Origin of the sequence: Paraburkholderia sp. SARCC-3016, from assembly GCF_031119615.1 — a bacterium.
Lineage (GTDB): Bacteria > Pseudomonadota > Gammaproteobacteria > Burkholderiales > Burkholderiaceae > Paraburkholderia.
This window is the reverse complement of record NZ_JAVHZD010000006.1, coordinates 181,426-195,655: the sequence shown is the minus strand read 5'-3', so window position 1 is coordinate 195,655 and position 14,230 is coordinate 181,426. Positions and strand designations below refer to the sequence as shown.

Below are 14,230 nucleotides of genomic sequence, written 5' to 3'. Positions count from 1 at the left end.
TCGAAAAATCGATGGCCGAGGCCCATGCCGGGCGCCGGATTCAGCTATCCGGCAGCTCGCCGGTATATTCGTAAGCGACCGTCCCTTTCCGATGTTTGAACCAGCCCGGGTCACGGTAGTCGTCCCGACCAAGGCCCTCGCGCACCTTCACAACGGTGAACATTCCGCCCATTTCGATTCCGCCGAAGGGACCCATGCCGGTCATCATCGGCAGCGTGTTGTCCGGTAGCGGCATCTCCATGTTGCCCATTGAGCCTCCCGTACTGCCCATCGCCATGTAGTCCGGCACCAGCTTGTTGATGCGCTTTACCAGGTCCGTCTGGGGCACGCCAATCAGGTTTGGAACCTGGTGACCCATCGCATTCATCGTGTGGTGCGACTTGTGGCAGTGGAACGCCCAGTCGCCCGGGCGGTTCGCCGTGAATTCGATGGCCCGCATCTGGCCCACGGCAACATCGGCGGTAACTTCTGGCCAGCGTGCGGTGGGAGGAATCCATCCGCCATCAGTTCCGGCTACCTCGAAGCGGTAGCCATGCAGGTGGATGGGGTGATTCGTCATGGTGAGATTGCCGAAACGGATGCGAACCCTGTCACCCGCGCGCACCGGCAGCGGGTCGATGCCAGGAAAGACCCGTGAATTGAATGTCCACATGTTGAAGTCGGTCATCTCATTGACGCGCGGCGTGAAGCTGCCGGGGTCGATGTCATACGCGGCCATCAGGAAGACGAAGTCTCGGTCCACCGGCATTACGCTGCGGTCCTTCGGATGAACGATGAACGTTCCCATCATCCCCATCGCCATTTGCACCATCTCGTCGGCGTGCGGGTGATACATGAACGTGCCGTGCTGTTCGAGTTCAAATTCATAGACGAACGTCTTGCCCGGCGGAATATGGGGTTGTGTAAGCCCGCCCACGCCGTCCATCCCGCAGGGAACGAGCATGCCGTGCCAGTGCACGGTGGTGTGTTCCGGCAATCTGTTCGTGACGAAAATGCGGACCCGGTCGCCTTCGACGGCTTCGATGGTCGGACCGGGTGACTGCCCGTTGTAGCCCCATAGATTTGCCTTCATGCCTGGAGCCATTTCGCGTACGACCGGTTCGGCAATCAGGTGAAACTCTTTCCAGCCGTTCTTCATCCGCCACGGCAGTGTCCAGCCGTTCAGCGTCGCTACGGGCGTATACGGGCGGCCGTTTGGCGGCACGAGAGGCGGCTGCGTGGACGTCTTCTCCATGGTCGGCGCCTCTGGAAGCGAAGTGGCTCCAGCCTTACTGACCAGCGCCGCGCCTAGCAACGCCGCGCCTGAGCCGCCAAGAAAATTTCGACGTGAAACCATCTTTATTTACCTTCCGGATTCGGTGGCGCTGGTTGCGCCGGGAGCGCTGACGTGGTTGGTTGTGTCGCGGAGTCTGGTTGAGGCTGCGTCGCTGTATCCGGTGCCTGTGAGAGAGCAATCGGAGGCAGACGGCCGCCCAAAGACTGTTGCAGGTCCGTTTCCGCAAGCCAGTGCTCTTTCAGCGCATCGATGTATCCGTTGACCGCACTGACCTGCTCGCGTGAATCCGCCAGCAGTTCGAACACACTGACCAGCATGCCGTTGTAGCGCAGCAGCATTTCGTCCGAGATGGTCTTGCGTAGCGGGACAACTTCATCCCGGTAGTGCTTTGCGACCTCATAGCTGGTTACATAGGCAGCGTACGATTCACGGACTTCGGAGCGAGCGTCAATCGCGGTTTGTGCGAGCCGGTTCACCGACTGCATGTAGATGGCCTGAGCGCGCGCGACCTTCGCGCTGCCCCAGTCAAAGACAGGAATCTCGACACTGATTTCGTATCCGCGCTCGTGGCCCTTGTCAGACTCGAAATTGTTCTGGTAGCCAACCTCAAGCGCATTGATGAAGCGCGTTGCCCTAGTGAGACCCAGAGAAGTCGCGACGCTCTGCGTGCGCAGTCGGGCTGCCTGAATATCCAGGCGATTCTGCATTGCAAAGCTCTCGAGATTGCGGAGTTCGGGTGCATCCTGCGGAAGGTCGGGCAACCGGTCCGGCAACCTGTACTGTGTTCCTGCGCCCCACAACCCCATCACTCTGGTGAGCTTTTCGCGCGCGGCAACGGATTGCTGCTGCGCCTTTGCGAGCAGCGCAGCAGACTCGGCATAGAACGCCTGTTCACGCGCGTAGTCGAGCTTGCTGAAATTGCCCGCCCGACGCATCCTCTGCGCGAGTTCTGCGCCGGCTTCGGCCGAGTCCTTGACCTGGGCGGCGTACCGCGCAGCCTGGGCGGTCGCCACCGCATTCACATAGGCCCGTTTCGTATCGGCAGCGACGCCGAGCATCGCATTGGCAGTCTCGAGCTTCGTCTGTTCAAAACGACTGGACTCGATACGGGTCGCGACCGGCAGAGTGAGTACGCCCAACACACCTATCGAGAACATCCTGTCGATGGTGATACCGTCGCTCCAATGGGTTCGGCTGAACGTGAACCCCGGGTTCGGCAGACGGTTTGCCTGCACCAGGTCTGCCTCCGAGATGCCGAGTTCGCCATATGTAACCTGTAATCCGCGGTTATTCAGGAGGGCGAGCTGCACGGCCGCCTCCATCGACAGCGGCTTCGCGAGCAATTCCTGGGAGCGCTCCAAGACAGCGTTACGCTCTTCGTCGGTCCTGATGTACACGGCGTCGGCACCGAGCCGTTCCGAGGCCGTTGTCGAAACGGTGCTGAAACCACCGTCCTTCGAAAATGTCGTGCAGCCGGTGAGAACGGCGACCACAAGAGCTATTGCGCAGGGGCGGGCATAAGTCGAGGCTCGCATCATGGGTGTGCCTCACCGTGCGCGGACTCGTGAGTTTCTTTCGTGCCTGGTCCGGCATGTCCTTCTTTCGGCTTGCCTTTCGTTGCAGCCCCGCCGGAATTCGGACTGACGGCACGATTGACCTCTTGCCAGCCTGGCGTATCGCCATCCTCGTACGGCTTGTAGCCCTCGAAACCTGATATCGCGGTGGCGACCGGCACCGAAGCAGCGGCATCAGTCGGGTCCGGGACTTCGGGAGACGCGAGCGCGAGCGGCGGCAGCAAAGCCGCCGCAGCAGCAGCAAGCGCCGCGGGAATCGTTCGCATGAGTTCTTCTCGTCGTGAGTGCCCTGGAGACGCGTGCTGAGTCCCAGGGATAAACCTGTCTAGCGCAGCTTCGGCTGAGAGTCGGGATTAGACGAGAGCGGGCCGGGGAGGACGTTCGATGCCGCCAGTCAGGAAGGAAACGGCGCCGGCAGTGGAAGGGAGGGAGACAAAAAGCTGAGCCACATCAAATGAAGCAGCAATCATCGGCACGACGGGCAATGCTGCGCCAACACAGCATGACGCACACGTTGAGCACGCGTGGACGTGCGGACCGCGGTCGTGATGGTGACCATGGTGGTCTTCACCGTCGGCGGCGAGCTCGTGCCCATCCGCTGCGTGCACGTGAAACGCCGTCATTTCCTTGTCGACCGTTCCAGGAGCGCAAATCATCGTGACAGCCGCAAGCGACTGAAGCGGAAGGCTCAGTGCAAGCAGAAGTACGAGAAGGAATTTGCGCCAGGAGTTCATAGCGGGAAAGTCTAGCACGGGGGCAAGACAACTGTAAGCAGATGGGTGTGTCAGCGGGTAACGGCAAAAGCGAAGTCCTTGACTTTCCCACGGTGGAAAGCTGTACGTTGTCACTGTTTTCTCAGCCACTACGGAGGCGGACATGGAGTTCATCGTAGGCCGACATGTCATGCGGCGGATGTGCGAGTGCAAGCGGCCGGGCGATTGCAGGCATAGATGCCGCAACGACGGCGAGAGTCGATATTCGGGCAAAAACCGTGACGGTCGAATCGACGCTGAATCAGGCGCAGATTGCTTCCGCCATTTCGGCCGCGGGTTTTCACCCGACGGTCGCTAAAGCGTAGGCGCAAAGCGATACACGGAAGGTCGTGCTGAGGTCTTTTTACCTGAGAGAAGCAACATGCACATGTGGGTTCTCGGAAGCTGGCAAGCAATATCGTCAGGATGCAGAAAGAAGAATTCGCGGTAATGAAACGTTGGCTGGCAAAACACGAGGTCAAATGAGTGACTCCGCCTGCGCGCGGTGCCTCGGAAAAGGCGCCGCACTCACGTTTTCGCCGTGCGTAGTCGCAGCGCGTTCCCGATTACCGACACTGAGCTCAGAGCCATCGCAGCGCTCGCAATAATCGGGCTCAACAAAATGCCGAACCACGGATAAAGAACGCCAGCTGCAACCGGTATGCCGATGGCGTTGTACGCAAATGCGAAGAACAGGTTCTGCCGGATATTTTTCATTGTCGCAACGCTAAGCGAGCGGGCTCGGGCGATGCCTCGCAGGTCGCCCTTGACGAGCACCACGCGGGCGCTGTTCATCGCGACATCGGTACCGGTGCCCATCGCAATGCCGACATTGGCTTGAGCAAGCGCCGGTGCGTCGTTCACACCATCGCCAGCCATGGCCACAATGCGCCCTTGCTGTTGCAACGCCTGCACGTGCCGGTATTTGTCCTCGGGAAGAACGCCGGCCTTCACGCCATCGAGTGCAAGCGCCCTCGCAACCGCATTCGCAGTCACTTCGTTGTCGCCCGTCAGCATGACAATCGTCACACCCGACGCTTTTAGCTGACGCACCGCCTCGGGCGTTGTGTCCTTCATCGGGTCGGCAACGCCGATATAGCCTGCCAGTTCTCCATCTATCGCAACATACATGACTGTTTGCCCCGCATCCCGCAGCCTATTTGTCTCATGGTCCACCGACGCACAGTCGACGTTCAGGTCGCTCATCATCCGCGCATTGCCCAATGACACGGCATGTCCTTCGATTTTCCCAATCACGCCTTTGCCGGGTATCGAATCGAACTCATCCACCGCTGATGATGTCGCGCCCGATTCCTTCGCATAGGCGGTAATCGCCTGCGCGAGTGGATGCTCGCTTGCGCCCTCCAGACTCGATGCATAGCCAAGTACCGCCGACTCCTGTCCGGGCCGAAGTGCGACCACCTTCTGGACACGCGGCTTGCCCTCCGTCAGCGTACCGGTCTTGTCCACCACGGCCGTGTCGACTTCTTCCATCAGTTCGAGAGCTTCCGCATCCTTGATGAGCACGCCTTCACGGGCGCCGCGACCGACACCCACGATGATGGACACCGGGGTCGCGAGCCCAAGTGCGCACGGACAGGCAATGATAAGAACGCTGATGGCTACGACCAGCGCGTTCGCGAGGGCCGGGGCAGGACCCGCAACGGCCCAGATCAGGAACGATACGACCGCAATGCCAATGACCGCGAGTACGAACCAGCCGGAGACCTGGTCAGCCAGTTTCTGGATGGGCGCGCGTGAGCGACCGGCCTCGGCGACCATTTTCACAATACGCGCGAGGAGCGTGTCGGAGCCCACCTTCTCGGCACGCATCACGAACGTCCCCGTCTGGTTAACCGTGGCACCGGTCACCTTGCTTCCAGCCAGCTTTTCCGCGGGAATCGATTCTCCTGTAATCATTGATTCGTCGACGCTGGAGCGTCCATCGATAACGACACCGTCGACCGGTACCTTCGAACCAGGTTTTACTCGCAGCGAGTCGCCCACGACGACGGCCTCGAGGGGAACAGTCTCCTCGAGGCCATCCTGCCGGACGCGGACGGCCGAGTTTGGGGCAAGCCTGAGCAGGTCTCGTATCGCGCTCGACGTACGCGAGCGCGCGCGAAGCTCGAGCACCTGACCGAGGAGCACCAGCGTCACGATGACAGCCGCCGCCTCGAAATACAGTGGCAATTCATGCCCACTTCCGAACGCTTCTGGCAATGCGTCAGGAAAGAACAGCGCGAATGCGCTGAATGCGTACGCAGCAGCCACGCCCAGCCCGATAAGGCTAAACATGTTCAGCTGCCACGTCATGAACGACTTCCAGCCGCGAACCAGAAACGGCCAGCCACCCCACAGCACGACGGGCGTAGCCAGTACTGCCTGAACGCACTGGGACCATGAGGCCTTCATCCAGTGTGGCCATCCCGGGAACAGGCCGTCGAGCACCGCGCCAATGTCGAACGGCAGAATCATCCGGCCCATCGTCATCAGCAGCAGCGGAATCGACAATACGAGTCCAATCCAGAAGCGTCGGGTCATCGATTCCAGTTCGACGTTGCGTTCTTCTGTCGCGGCGGGCGTAAGAGGTTCAAGCGCCATCCCGCAAATCGGGCATGCGCCCGGCGCCGACGCCCGTATCTGAGGATGCATCGGGCACGTGTAAATGATGCCCGGGCCGCTCGGGGGAGCTACGTTCGAAGATGGCTGCGCGTATCGGTCAGGCATTGCCTGAAACGCGGTCAGACATTTGCTGCTGCAAAAATAGTACGGCTGTCCCCGATAGACGAGGTGATGCGCTGAGTCGCTGGTCACCCGCATACCGCAAACCGGGTCTACCGCGTCGGATACATGGTTCGTCAGGAGATAACCGTCTTTGCCCTGATGCACGTGTGACCCCGACATCGTCGCGTCCCCTCGCTCTCACTGAATGTGTACTGTATCGCCTCTTGAGAGCCGCGGTACAAACCGTGGTGTGTGTGTTGCGTAGTCTCGCCATGCCTGTCCGAACCGGGCGTCCGATTCCCGCTCTTCATGGATGGCAAGCCGCACGTACATGAAGACCAGCAGAGGAAACATCACGAGCGTGACAAGGGTCGGCCATTGCAGAAGGAAGCCGAACATGACGAGCACGAACCCGACATACTGCGGATGACGTATCTTCGCGTAAGGACCCGTGGTCGCGAGTCTGCGGTTGCGTTGCGCTTCATAAAGCACATGCCATGCTGTCGCCAGCAGATAGAATCCGCCGAATATGATTACGAGACTGAGAATGTGCGGCAGGGCAAGATGCGGGTTCCCTTGCCGACCTGTCAGCATCCACCAGATGTGACCCGAGTCGTGCGAGAACAGGTTGGTCTGGGGAAACCTTGTCTGTAGCCAGCCGGACATCAGATAGATGGTCAGCGGAAATCCGTACATCTCGGCAAACAGCGCAACGATGAATGCGGAAAATCCGCCAAGGGTGCGCCAGTCTCGCTTTGTCGTCGGCTTGAAGAAGCTGAAAGCGAAGATGATGAAGACCAGTGAATTGACGGCGACCAGGCTCCAGAGGCCATAGCCGTTACCGATGCTGCTCATGATTGCCTTCCGAATCAGCCGTGTCTTCGTTTGCTGTCGAACCGGTATGCCCGTGTCCATGGCCGTGGTGCATGAAAACGTGCATCAGAGGGCATGCGAGCAGCAACAGATAAGGCAGCGCGCCGAGGAAATGCGCTCGATGTTCGGAGAAAAGCAGGAACAGCGCGATGGCTGCAAATACGAGCGCCACCATCGCGGAGCGCGACTTCCAGAACGGGCGTGAGTCGTGTGGGGTGTCCATCATTGTCATCTCCATCGACGGTGGCGTCACATGCCGGTTCTCCACAGATTTGCGGTCTGCATTCCCATCGCTACGAGCATTGTTTATGGCCTGCTTCGAGGGATTACATCGGAGTCTGTGAGCACGCTGGCAACTGCGGATGAATCCGATGACCACTGTACGACCAGCGAACGAAACACTGTTTGATGTGGGTCAATGCCGTTGCCCCGTCCTCCGGTGGAGGCAGCAATTGAAGATTTTCCGCACACTGTTTCCGCTCGTTTGTCTGGTCCTGGCGTTTATCGCCATTAACGCACGCGCCGACGCATCGATACCGCCTTTGACGGCACGGGTCGTCGATGCAGGCATCCTGATCTATCTGCTCCTTGCTGATCGCGACGTGGAAATTATCGCCGACCGGGGCATCCACGCGAAGGTCGACATGGAAGAATGGGAACCCGTTTGCCGAGCCATGGAAGCCGACTTCAGAGAGACTATCAAAATGGCGCAGTCCGGGGTATTGAACAGGTCACGCAGCTACTAAAGGCCCGCTTCCCGGCAAGTCGCCCGCCGCGCGAGGAACTGCCCAGTTCACCGATCGTCATGTAGCACCCTGGAGTATGTGTCCTACGGTGTGACGTTTCAATTAATCGCAAGTACGCGAGTTCTTCATGTGCGAGGTGGCTGGGCGCGCCTTCGAGACTCCGCGCCGGCTCTGACGTTGACCCTTTGCGGCTCTTCAGCGTATGATTACTTCATAATCGAACTTCGATATCGAGATGCCATAACGTCATGGACGATCGGGATCTTTATGCAGGTCTGATTCGCCTTCATGTGCTTCACCATGCTTCTGAAGAAGCTGTGTATGGCCTCGCGATGATTGAAGAGCTCGCGCGGCACGGTTACAGGATGAGTCCCGGTACCCTCTACCCTGTTCTGCATGGCCTGGAGAAAAAGGGGTACCTGAAGTCGACGATGGAGCGTTCCGGACGGAGCGGCCGCCGGGTCTACCGCATCACCGCTTCAGGACGACGGGCGTTGACGGCAGCAAAGCTCAAGGTTCGCGAACTTTTCGGGGAATTGTTCGAAAAAGGATAGGCTGCACGCGACAAGCGCTGAAACAGGGATCTTATGGAATCAGGTATTACCTCCTCGCGTCATGCTCGAGCGGCTGCCGCGCCTGAAGTTCTCGCTGTATTTCTCAAGCTCGGGTTGACCTGCTTTGGCGGCCCTATCGCGCACATTGGCTATTTCCGCCGCGAGTTCGTCGAGCGACGTCGCTGGCTTGATGAGGAGACGTTCTCCGATCTGGTCGGCCTGTGTCAATTCCTCCCCGGCCCGGCCAGTAGCCAGGTCGGATTTTCAGTGGGTCTTATTAGGGCAGGTTGGTTAGGCGGACTCGCTGCCTGGTGTGGGTTCACACTTCCATCGGTCCTGCTCCTGCTCGCTTTTGCTGCAATTTCTCCAAGCCTGGGCGGGCCAGTCGGTCAAGGGCTCATCCACGGGCTCAAGCTCGTCGCAGTCGCCGTCGTTGCGCAAGCAGTGTGGGACATGGCGCGGCGCCTGTGCCCGGATCATCGACGTGCCGCGATTGCACTTATTGCGATTGCCGTGCTGAGTGTACTGACAACCCTATACGCGCAACTTATCGTAATCGTCCTTGGCGCCGTCCTTGGTCTTCGGTTGTGCAAGACGGACCGGCCAATCGCGACGACTGGCGCCACCCACGCTGGTGAATTTCGCGTTACACGCGCTGCAGGTGCTGTCGCGCTGGTACTGTTTTGTGCCCTGCTGTTTGCGCTGCCCGCGGTCTCCGGAATTGGCAGCCGCGCGATCAGTGTTTTTGACGCCTTTTACCGCTCCGGTGCACTGGTATTCGGCGGCGGTCACGTGGTGCTGCCGCTTTTGCAGCAGGAAACGGTGGCGACAGGCTGGGTGTCATCGAATAACTTTCTGGCGGGCTATGGTGCCGCACAGGCAGTCCCAGGCCCGCTGTTCACATTTGCGGCTTTTCTCGGCTGGTCGATGCACGCGGAGCCGAATCGCTGGTCCGGAGCACTCATTGCAACCGCAGGAATCTTTCTGCCGGGTCTGTTACTCGTCATTGCCGCCTTGCCTTACTGGCAAGCGCTGCGAGCGCGAGCATCGACGCTTGCAATGCTCTCCGGCGTCAATGCCGCTGTAGTCGGATTGCTCGCCACCGCGCTTTACTCCCCCGTGTGGACCGGGGGAGTCCGCTCCACGCCCGACTTTGCAATTGCGACAATTGCATTTTTCCTGCTGACGCGGTGGAAGGTTCCACCGCTCGCCATCGTCACGATCTGCGCACTTGCGGGTGTCGCTGAAGCTCTCGTGCGTTGAGCTGCACCGTCACATGTCAGACATCGCAGGCCCATCCGGTCTGGTCGGGCCGCGTCCGTCCACCACCTCGACAATCCCCATCATCCCCTTGTCCTCGTGATTGACCGAATGGCAGTGATACACGAAACGGCCGACGATCACCGGGTCGGTAAACGGTATTACCACCTTGAGTGAACCCGGCCCAAGATCGGTCGCGGGCGGAGTTGAATATGTATCGTGCAAACTGTCCCTGCTCTGCGCGACGCCATTGACCTCCGTTACGAGAAAGGCAGTCTGGTGGATATGAAAGCTGTGGAACTGCTCGTCCGTGTTGACGATGGTCCACTCTTCAGTGTCACCCAGCCGGACAGTCTGGTCGACGCGATTCTCGTCCATTGTGCGACCATCAATCATGAACATCTTCCGGTCCGGCGTGCGCGAATAGTCGAGCGTCCGGCGGCGCGCGATCGCCGCACCGCGCACATCGTCAATCCACCTGGGCCCACGAACCTGCTGCCCGAGCAGGTGATCTTCGATGGATGAATCCTGCACCGGAGGGCCTGAAGACATGACCGTCATGAACTGCTGAGCGGGCTCGGGCGGCACCCATGCTTCGTTCTGGAACGAGATGGTGCGCATCGCGTACTCGCCCGCTGGTGGGCCGACGAAGATGATGTCGTATCGCTGTCACGGGCCCATGAAAAACTCGGTGATTCGCCGTGGTCTTGACAGAACGTGTCCGTCGGTGGCGACGACGTAAAAGGGCAGACCGTCAAGGGCAAACTTCATGAACAGCGTCGCACCAATGTGCGCGATGCGCCAGTATTGAAGCTCTCCGGCCCGGATCGAAACGACCGGATTGATCTGGCCATTGATCGAAACGACCTCGCGTCCTTCATGCTCGACATGCTTGATGAAAAGGAGACGCTCTGGCATCCCTTTCAGGACCGGGAAGCGCTCGTCCATCCCCTCCACAACAAGTCCGCCAGACATGCCGCCGAGTATCTGGGGTGTCACCACACCGTGCGCATGCGGGTGATACCAGAACATTCCCGGCCCCTGCCGGTCATTCGCGGGGATATTCACCTGATAGTCAAAGCTGCCGCCCGGTGGCACGTGAACGAAGACGTTGTCACTATTGCCCCGCGGCGACACGCTCATTCCATGAAAATGGAGGTTGCTTGGTTCGTCCGGAAGGCGATTATTGAATCTGATCTTCAACGTGTCGCCCAACCTTACGCGAAGTACGGGTGGGATGTATTCGCCGTTGTACATTCGCCCCGGAAATGAGAACGAGCCAAGTCGCAGTTCACCTTTCGCAGCGGTAAGGGTCGTCTCGAGCGTGCCGTTTTTACTACGTATTTGTGGCGGCTCGATCAGCGGGTCGCCAGGCCGCGTTTGCGCCTCGACGGACGAGCTGAATATCGCGCTACCTGCTACCACTTCGGCGGCGGCGATCTGTAAGACGCCGGGAAGCAATGCAGCTTTGCCCGTTCGCCCGAGGAGTGCAAGAAAGTTCCGGCGCTGCCGGTTCAGTAAATTCCTGTCCACAGATTTCCTCAACAATTGAAACCCAAGAGGGCCATGTCTGCGTCCCGCAGGTCGGTGACAACAGCGTGAGGGCTTTGTCGTTTGTTATAGGTTTAGGTTCGGTCCGGAGCAACGAAAGTGCGTAATTTGCGGCTTCAATGCGTGCCGGTTTCCGAAAAAACACTTGCGGTCTATGCCAATTCGGCATCGCTGGCGCCGCGCACCATGCTCAAGATGATCAGCGCGACCGCGGGCGGGTTGATGATTGGGAACAGCGTCGTGACAATAAGCAGCGCCGACTTGAAGAATTCGTTGAACATCGACATGGCGCAATCCCGTTCCGTTAGCTTTGGAGCGACGTCCAGCGAATCGCGCCGCCCATGTCCAAGCATTCGAAGTCGCTCATCCCGCAATCCCTGACGATAAAGATCGCGGCAATGTCGGACGCCTCGATGGCGACAAGGCGACGCGGCTGCGCGAAGGTCGTGCCGACGCTTTGCAGCAGCACGCGGCCCTTGCCCAAAGGACCGGCGACGATCGCTTTCATCCTCAACAGGCTGTCGCCGAGCGCGCCGGAGATGTTTTCCATCCAGTCGAGCGTCTGCTCCCAGGCCGGCGTGTCGCGAGAGCGCGCGCAGAAGATGCGCACACGCGGATGCAGCAGCGCACGACGCGATTCACGCTGAAACGACGGAGCCGTCCACTCATGCAACGGATCGGCTTGCGTATCGCCGAACGCTTCACGCGCGCGATCGCGGACTGAATCGGCATCGACGACTTGCGCCAGCGGATTGAATCCCGCGATGCTTTCGCGCGCGAGTCGCCGTTGTTCCGCGCTGGCGAGATCGAGCTTCGTCATCGCGATTGTGTGCGCTGCGCCGAGTTGCGCGGCAACGTTGTCGAACTCGTCCACGTCGAGCGGCGGCCGATCCGCTCGAACGCGCTCTCCGTTATCGACCCGCAACTACCCTGACCCAAACCCGCCGCACGCACCTCGCACGAGGCATTCACGCCCGCCCTATCGCTTCTCGTCGCGCACGAAATACCAGTGGTACAACATCCGCTGCCCGACGCGCCTGAACGGCGCAAACATATGCGGCGGCAATGGCGACGTGAAGATCGGCAAGGTCTGCTGCGCGCCCTTGCCCGCAATCCGCTCGGCAAGACGCCGCCCGGCCTGCGACGAATACGACACGCCGTTGCCGCCATAACCGAGCGCGTAATACACCGCCTGCCGCGGATCAGGCTGAAACACGCGCGGCATCATATCGTGGCTCACATCGACCCAGCCCCACCACGAATAGTCGATGCCGATGCCCTGCAGCGCCGGAAACTTGCGCTGCAGTCCGTGCACGAGCAGTTCGAAGTGCCGAGGATGCGGCGCGTCGCGACCCGTGATTGCGCTGCGGCTGCCGATCTGCACGCGGTTATCGGGCAGCTTGCGATAATAAAAGCGCAGCGTGCGCGTATCGGTCAGCACCTGGGTCGTGCGGAAATTGCATGCGTCCAGTTCCGATGCCGTGAGCGGCCGCGTGACCATCGAGTTCGACAGGATCGGCATCACCTTGCCGTGCAATGAAGGATGCAGACCCGGCGCCGTATAAGCGCCCGTCGCGATGCCGACCGCACGCGCGCGCACAATGCCGCCCGGCGTGCGTAAATGATGCACATTGCCCACCGTTTCCCAACCGGTCACAGGGCTCGCCGTATGCACCTTCGCGCCCGCCTCGCGCGCGAGCCGCAAGTAACCGTACGCAAGCTTGAGCGGATGAATGCCGATGCCCTCGGGCTCGTGCAGCGCGCCGGCCGCCTCCGCATCGTTCACATAGTCGCGGCGAAACGCCTCGGCGCCTAGCAACTCGGACGGGTAGCCAAACACGTTCTTCCAGACCTTCGCCTCGGCCGCGAGCTTTTCCATCATGCGCGGCCGGTGTGCGATCAGAAAATGGCCGCCCGGCTGCGGATCGCAATCGATCGATGCGACGAGCGACTTGAAGGTGTCGAAGCCCTCGCGAATCTCGTCGTGCAATTTCAGCGCGACGTCCTTGCCCCAGCGCTCGATCCATTGCGAACGCGACAGCCGCCCCGACGCATTCTGCCCTTGCCCGCCGTTGCGGCTGCTGCAACCCCAGCTGACGCGGTTGGCCTCGAGCACGACGGCGCGTATACCATGCTCGCGCGCAAGGAACAACGCCGTGCACAGGCCCGTATAACCGCCGCCGATAATCGCCACGTCGACATCCATATCGCGCGTCACCGGCCCGTCGTCGGGCGGCGCCGCACCGGCCGTCGCCGCCCAGTAGGTCGGCGCGTACTGCTTGCCTTGCCCCGGCCCGGGCGAGACGAGCGGATCGTAGGTCGGATCGTATTGCGCATAACCGTCACTGCCGCCGCCGTTGCCGTCGCCGCTGCCGCCGCCGCGAACCACGGGCGAGCCCCGCTCGCCGAGATGGATCACACCATGTTTCATGCGCGTTCTCCTCGTATGCGTCAGGCCGGCTGTTGCGGACGGTCTTTGCGGAAGGCCCGTTTCACCGCGATCAGTCCATCGCGAAACTCGAACAGGTCGCAGCCTTCGGCCTCGATGCCAAAACCTTGCGCATGCGTGCCGCTGAATATCCATTCGGAAACGCCGCGATGGCCCGCCACCCAATGCCTGCCGTGTCCCCAATGCGCATCCGGAAATGTTCTGAAGACCGCTTCGAAGGCGGCACGGACGGCGTCCTTGCCGACATGACGCGTGCCGTGCACCTCGTTTCCGCCCGCTGCGTCGAAGACGCAGTCGTCGGTCATGAAGTCCATCAGCGCAGCGGCGTCGTGGCGGTTGAAGGCGTCGGAAAAAGCGGCGAGCGTGTCGGCCGTGACGGCCGGCGCTCGATCGAGCGTGTCGGGCATACCGTGTCTCCAGTGGAATGGCTGCACCGCCGCACCGCGTCGCGAGGTGCGTGCGATGGCA

16 protein-coding genes are annotated in these 14,230 nt (G+C 60.5%); 4 read left to right on the top strand and 12 right to left on the bottom strand.

Annotated elements, in window-relative coordinates; genetic code table 11:
- Positions 1–40 precede the first annotated feature (40 nt).
- From QYH69_RS08585 to QYH69_RS08575, 3 genes are read right to left on the bottom strand one after another with little or no spacing between them, the layout of a single operon-like run.
- Positions 41–1,336, bottom strand: coding sequence for a copper oxidase (locus tag QYH69_RS08585; RefSeq protein ID WP_308831459.1), 1,296 nt, complete (start codon positions 1,334–1,336; stop codon positions 41–43).
- A 2-nt stretch (positions 1,337–1,338) separates the two neighbouring features.
- Positions 1,339–2,814, bottom strand: coding sequence for a TolC family protein (locus QYH69_RS08580; protein WP_374992371.1), 1,476 nt, complete (start codon positions 2,812–2,814; stop codon positions 1,339–1,341).
- Entirely contained in the window at positions 2,811–3,116 is a 306-nt protein-coding gene (locus tag QYH69_RS08575) for a hypothetical protein (RefSeq protein ID WP_308831458.1), read from the bottom strand. The genes QYH69_RS08580 and QYH69_RS08575 overlap by 4 nt, the downstream gene beginning before the upstream one ends.
- Before the next feature lie 632 nt (positions 3,117–3,748).
- Between QYH69_RS08575 and QYH69_RS08570 the strand changes: the two genes are divergently transcribed.
- Entirely contained in the window at positions 3,749–3,928 is a 180-nt protein-coding gene (locus tag QYH69_RS08570; RefSeq protein ID WP_308831457.1) for a heavy-metal-associated domain-containing protein, read from the top strand.
- Positions 3,929–4,130: 202 nt separating this feature from the next.
- Here the strand turns inward: QYH69_RS08570 and QYH69_RS08565 are convergent, their stop codons facing one another.
- From QYH69_RS08565 to QYH69_RS08555, 3 genes are read right to left on the bottom strand one after another with little or no spacing between them, the layout of a single operon-like run.
- Positions 4,131–6,509 (bottom strand): heavy metal translocating P-type ATPase, encoded by a 2,379-nt coding sequence (locus tag QYH69_RS08565; protein WP_308831456.1) that lies wholly within the window; start codon positions 6,507–6,509, stop codon positions 4,131–4,133.
- An 18-nt stretch (positions 6,510–6,527) separates the two neighbouring features.
- The gene (locus QYH69_RS08560; RefSeq protein ID WP_308831455.1) at positions 6,528–7,184 is read right to left on the bottom strand and encodes an isoprenylcysteine carboxylmethyltransferase family protein; all 657 of its coding nucleotides are present in this window, start codon (positions 7,182–7,184) and stop codon (positions 6,528–6,530) included.
- Positions 7,168–7,428 (bottom strand): DUF2933 domain-containing protein, encoded by a 261-nt coding sequence (locus QYH69_RS08555; protein WP_374992370.1) that lies wholly within the window; start codon positions 7,426–7,428, stop codon positions 7,168–7,170. Before QYH69_RS08555 ends, QYH69_RS08560 begins: the two co-directional genes overlap by 17 nt.
- 226 nt (positions 7,429–7,654) lie before the next feature.
- Between QYH69_RS08555 and QYH69_RS36040 the strand changes: the two genes are divergently transcribed.
- The 3 genes from QYH69_RS36040 (at position 7,655) to chrA (ending at position 9,765) form a co-directional block, all read left to right on the top strand.
- Entirely contained in the window at positions 7,655–7,948 is a 294-nt protein-coding gene (locus QYH69_RS36040; RefSeq protein WP_374992369.1) for a hypothetical protein, read from the top strand.
- A 248-nt stretch (positions 7,949–8,196) separates the two neighbouring features.
- Complete coding sequence (locus QYH69_RS08545; RefSeq protein ID WP_308831454.1) at positions 8,197–8,502, top strand: PadR family transcriptional regulator; 306 nt, start codon at positions 8,197–8,199, stop codon at positions 8,500–8,502.
- A gap of 33 nt (positions 8,503–8,535) precedes the next feature.
- Entirely contained in the window at positions 8,536–9,765 is a 1,230-nt protein-coding gene (gene chrA / locus QYH69_RS08540) for a chromate efflux transporter (protein WP_308831453.1), read from the top strand.
- A gap of 9 nt (positions 9,766–9,774) precedes the next feature.
- Here chrA and QYH69_RS08535 read toward each other — a convergent pair whose 3' ends face one another.
- The 6 genes from QYH69_RS08535 to QYH69_RS08510 all read right to left on the bottom strand — a co-directional run bounded on the left by QYH69_RS08535 (position 9,775) and on the right by QYH69_RS08510 (position 14,169).
- A complete protein-coding gene (locus QYH69_RS08535; RefSeq protein ID WP_308831452.1) occupies positions 9,775–10,383 on the bottom strand; it encodes a multicopper oxidase domain-containing protein in 609 nt (202 codons plus the stop codon).
- 48 nt (positions 10,384–10,431) lie between these two features.
- The gene (locus QYH69_RS08530; RefSeq protein WP_308831451.1) at positions 10,432–11,295 is read right to left on the bottom strand and encodes a multicopper oxidase domain-containing protein; all 864 of its coding nucleotides are present in this window, start codon (positions 11,293–11,295) and stop codon (positions 10,432–10,434) included.
- Between the two features lie 170 nt (positions 11,296–11,465).
- The gene (locus tag QYH69_RS08525; protein ID WP_308831450.1) at positions 11,466–11,600 is read right to left on the bottom strand and encodes a hypothetical protein; all 135 of its coding nucleotides are present in this window, start codon (positions 11,598–11,600) and stop codon (positions 11,466–11,468) included.
- Between the two features lie 17 nt (positions 11,601–11,617).
- On the bottom strand, positions 11,618–12,187 hold the full coding sequence (locus tag QYH69_RS08520; RefSeq protein WP_308831449.1) for a hypothetical protein: 570 nt from the start codon (positions 12,185–12,187) through the stop codon (positions 11,618–11,620).
- 105 nt (positions 12,188–12,292) lie between these two features.
- Positions 12,293–13,744: an FAD-binding oxidoreductase gene (locus tag QYH69_RS08515; protein WP_308831448.1), complete on the bottom strand. Its 1,452-nt coding sequence runs from the start codon at positions 13,742–13,744 to the stop codon at positions 12,293–12,295.
- A 20-nt stretch (positions 13,745–13,764) separates the two neighbouring features.
- Complete coding sequence (locus QYH69_RS08510; protein WP_308831447.1) at positions 13,765–14,169, bottom strand: nuclear transport factor 2 family protein; 405 nt, start codon at positions 14,167–14,169, stop codon at positions 13,765–13,767.
- Positions 14,170–14,230: the final 61 nt, after the last annotated feature.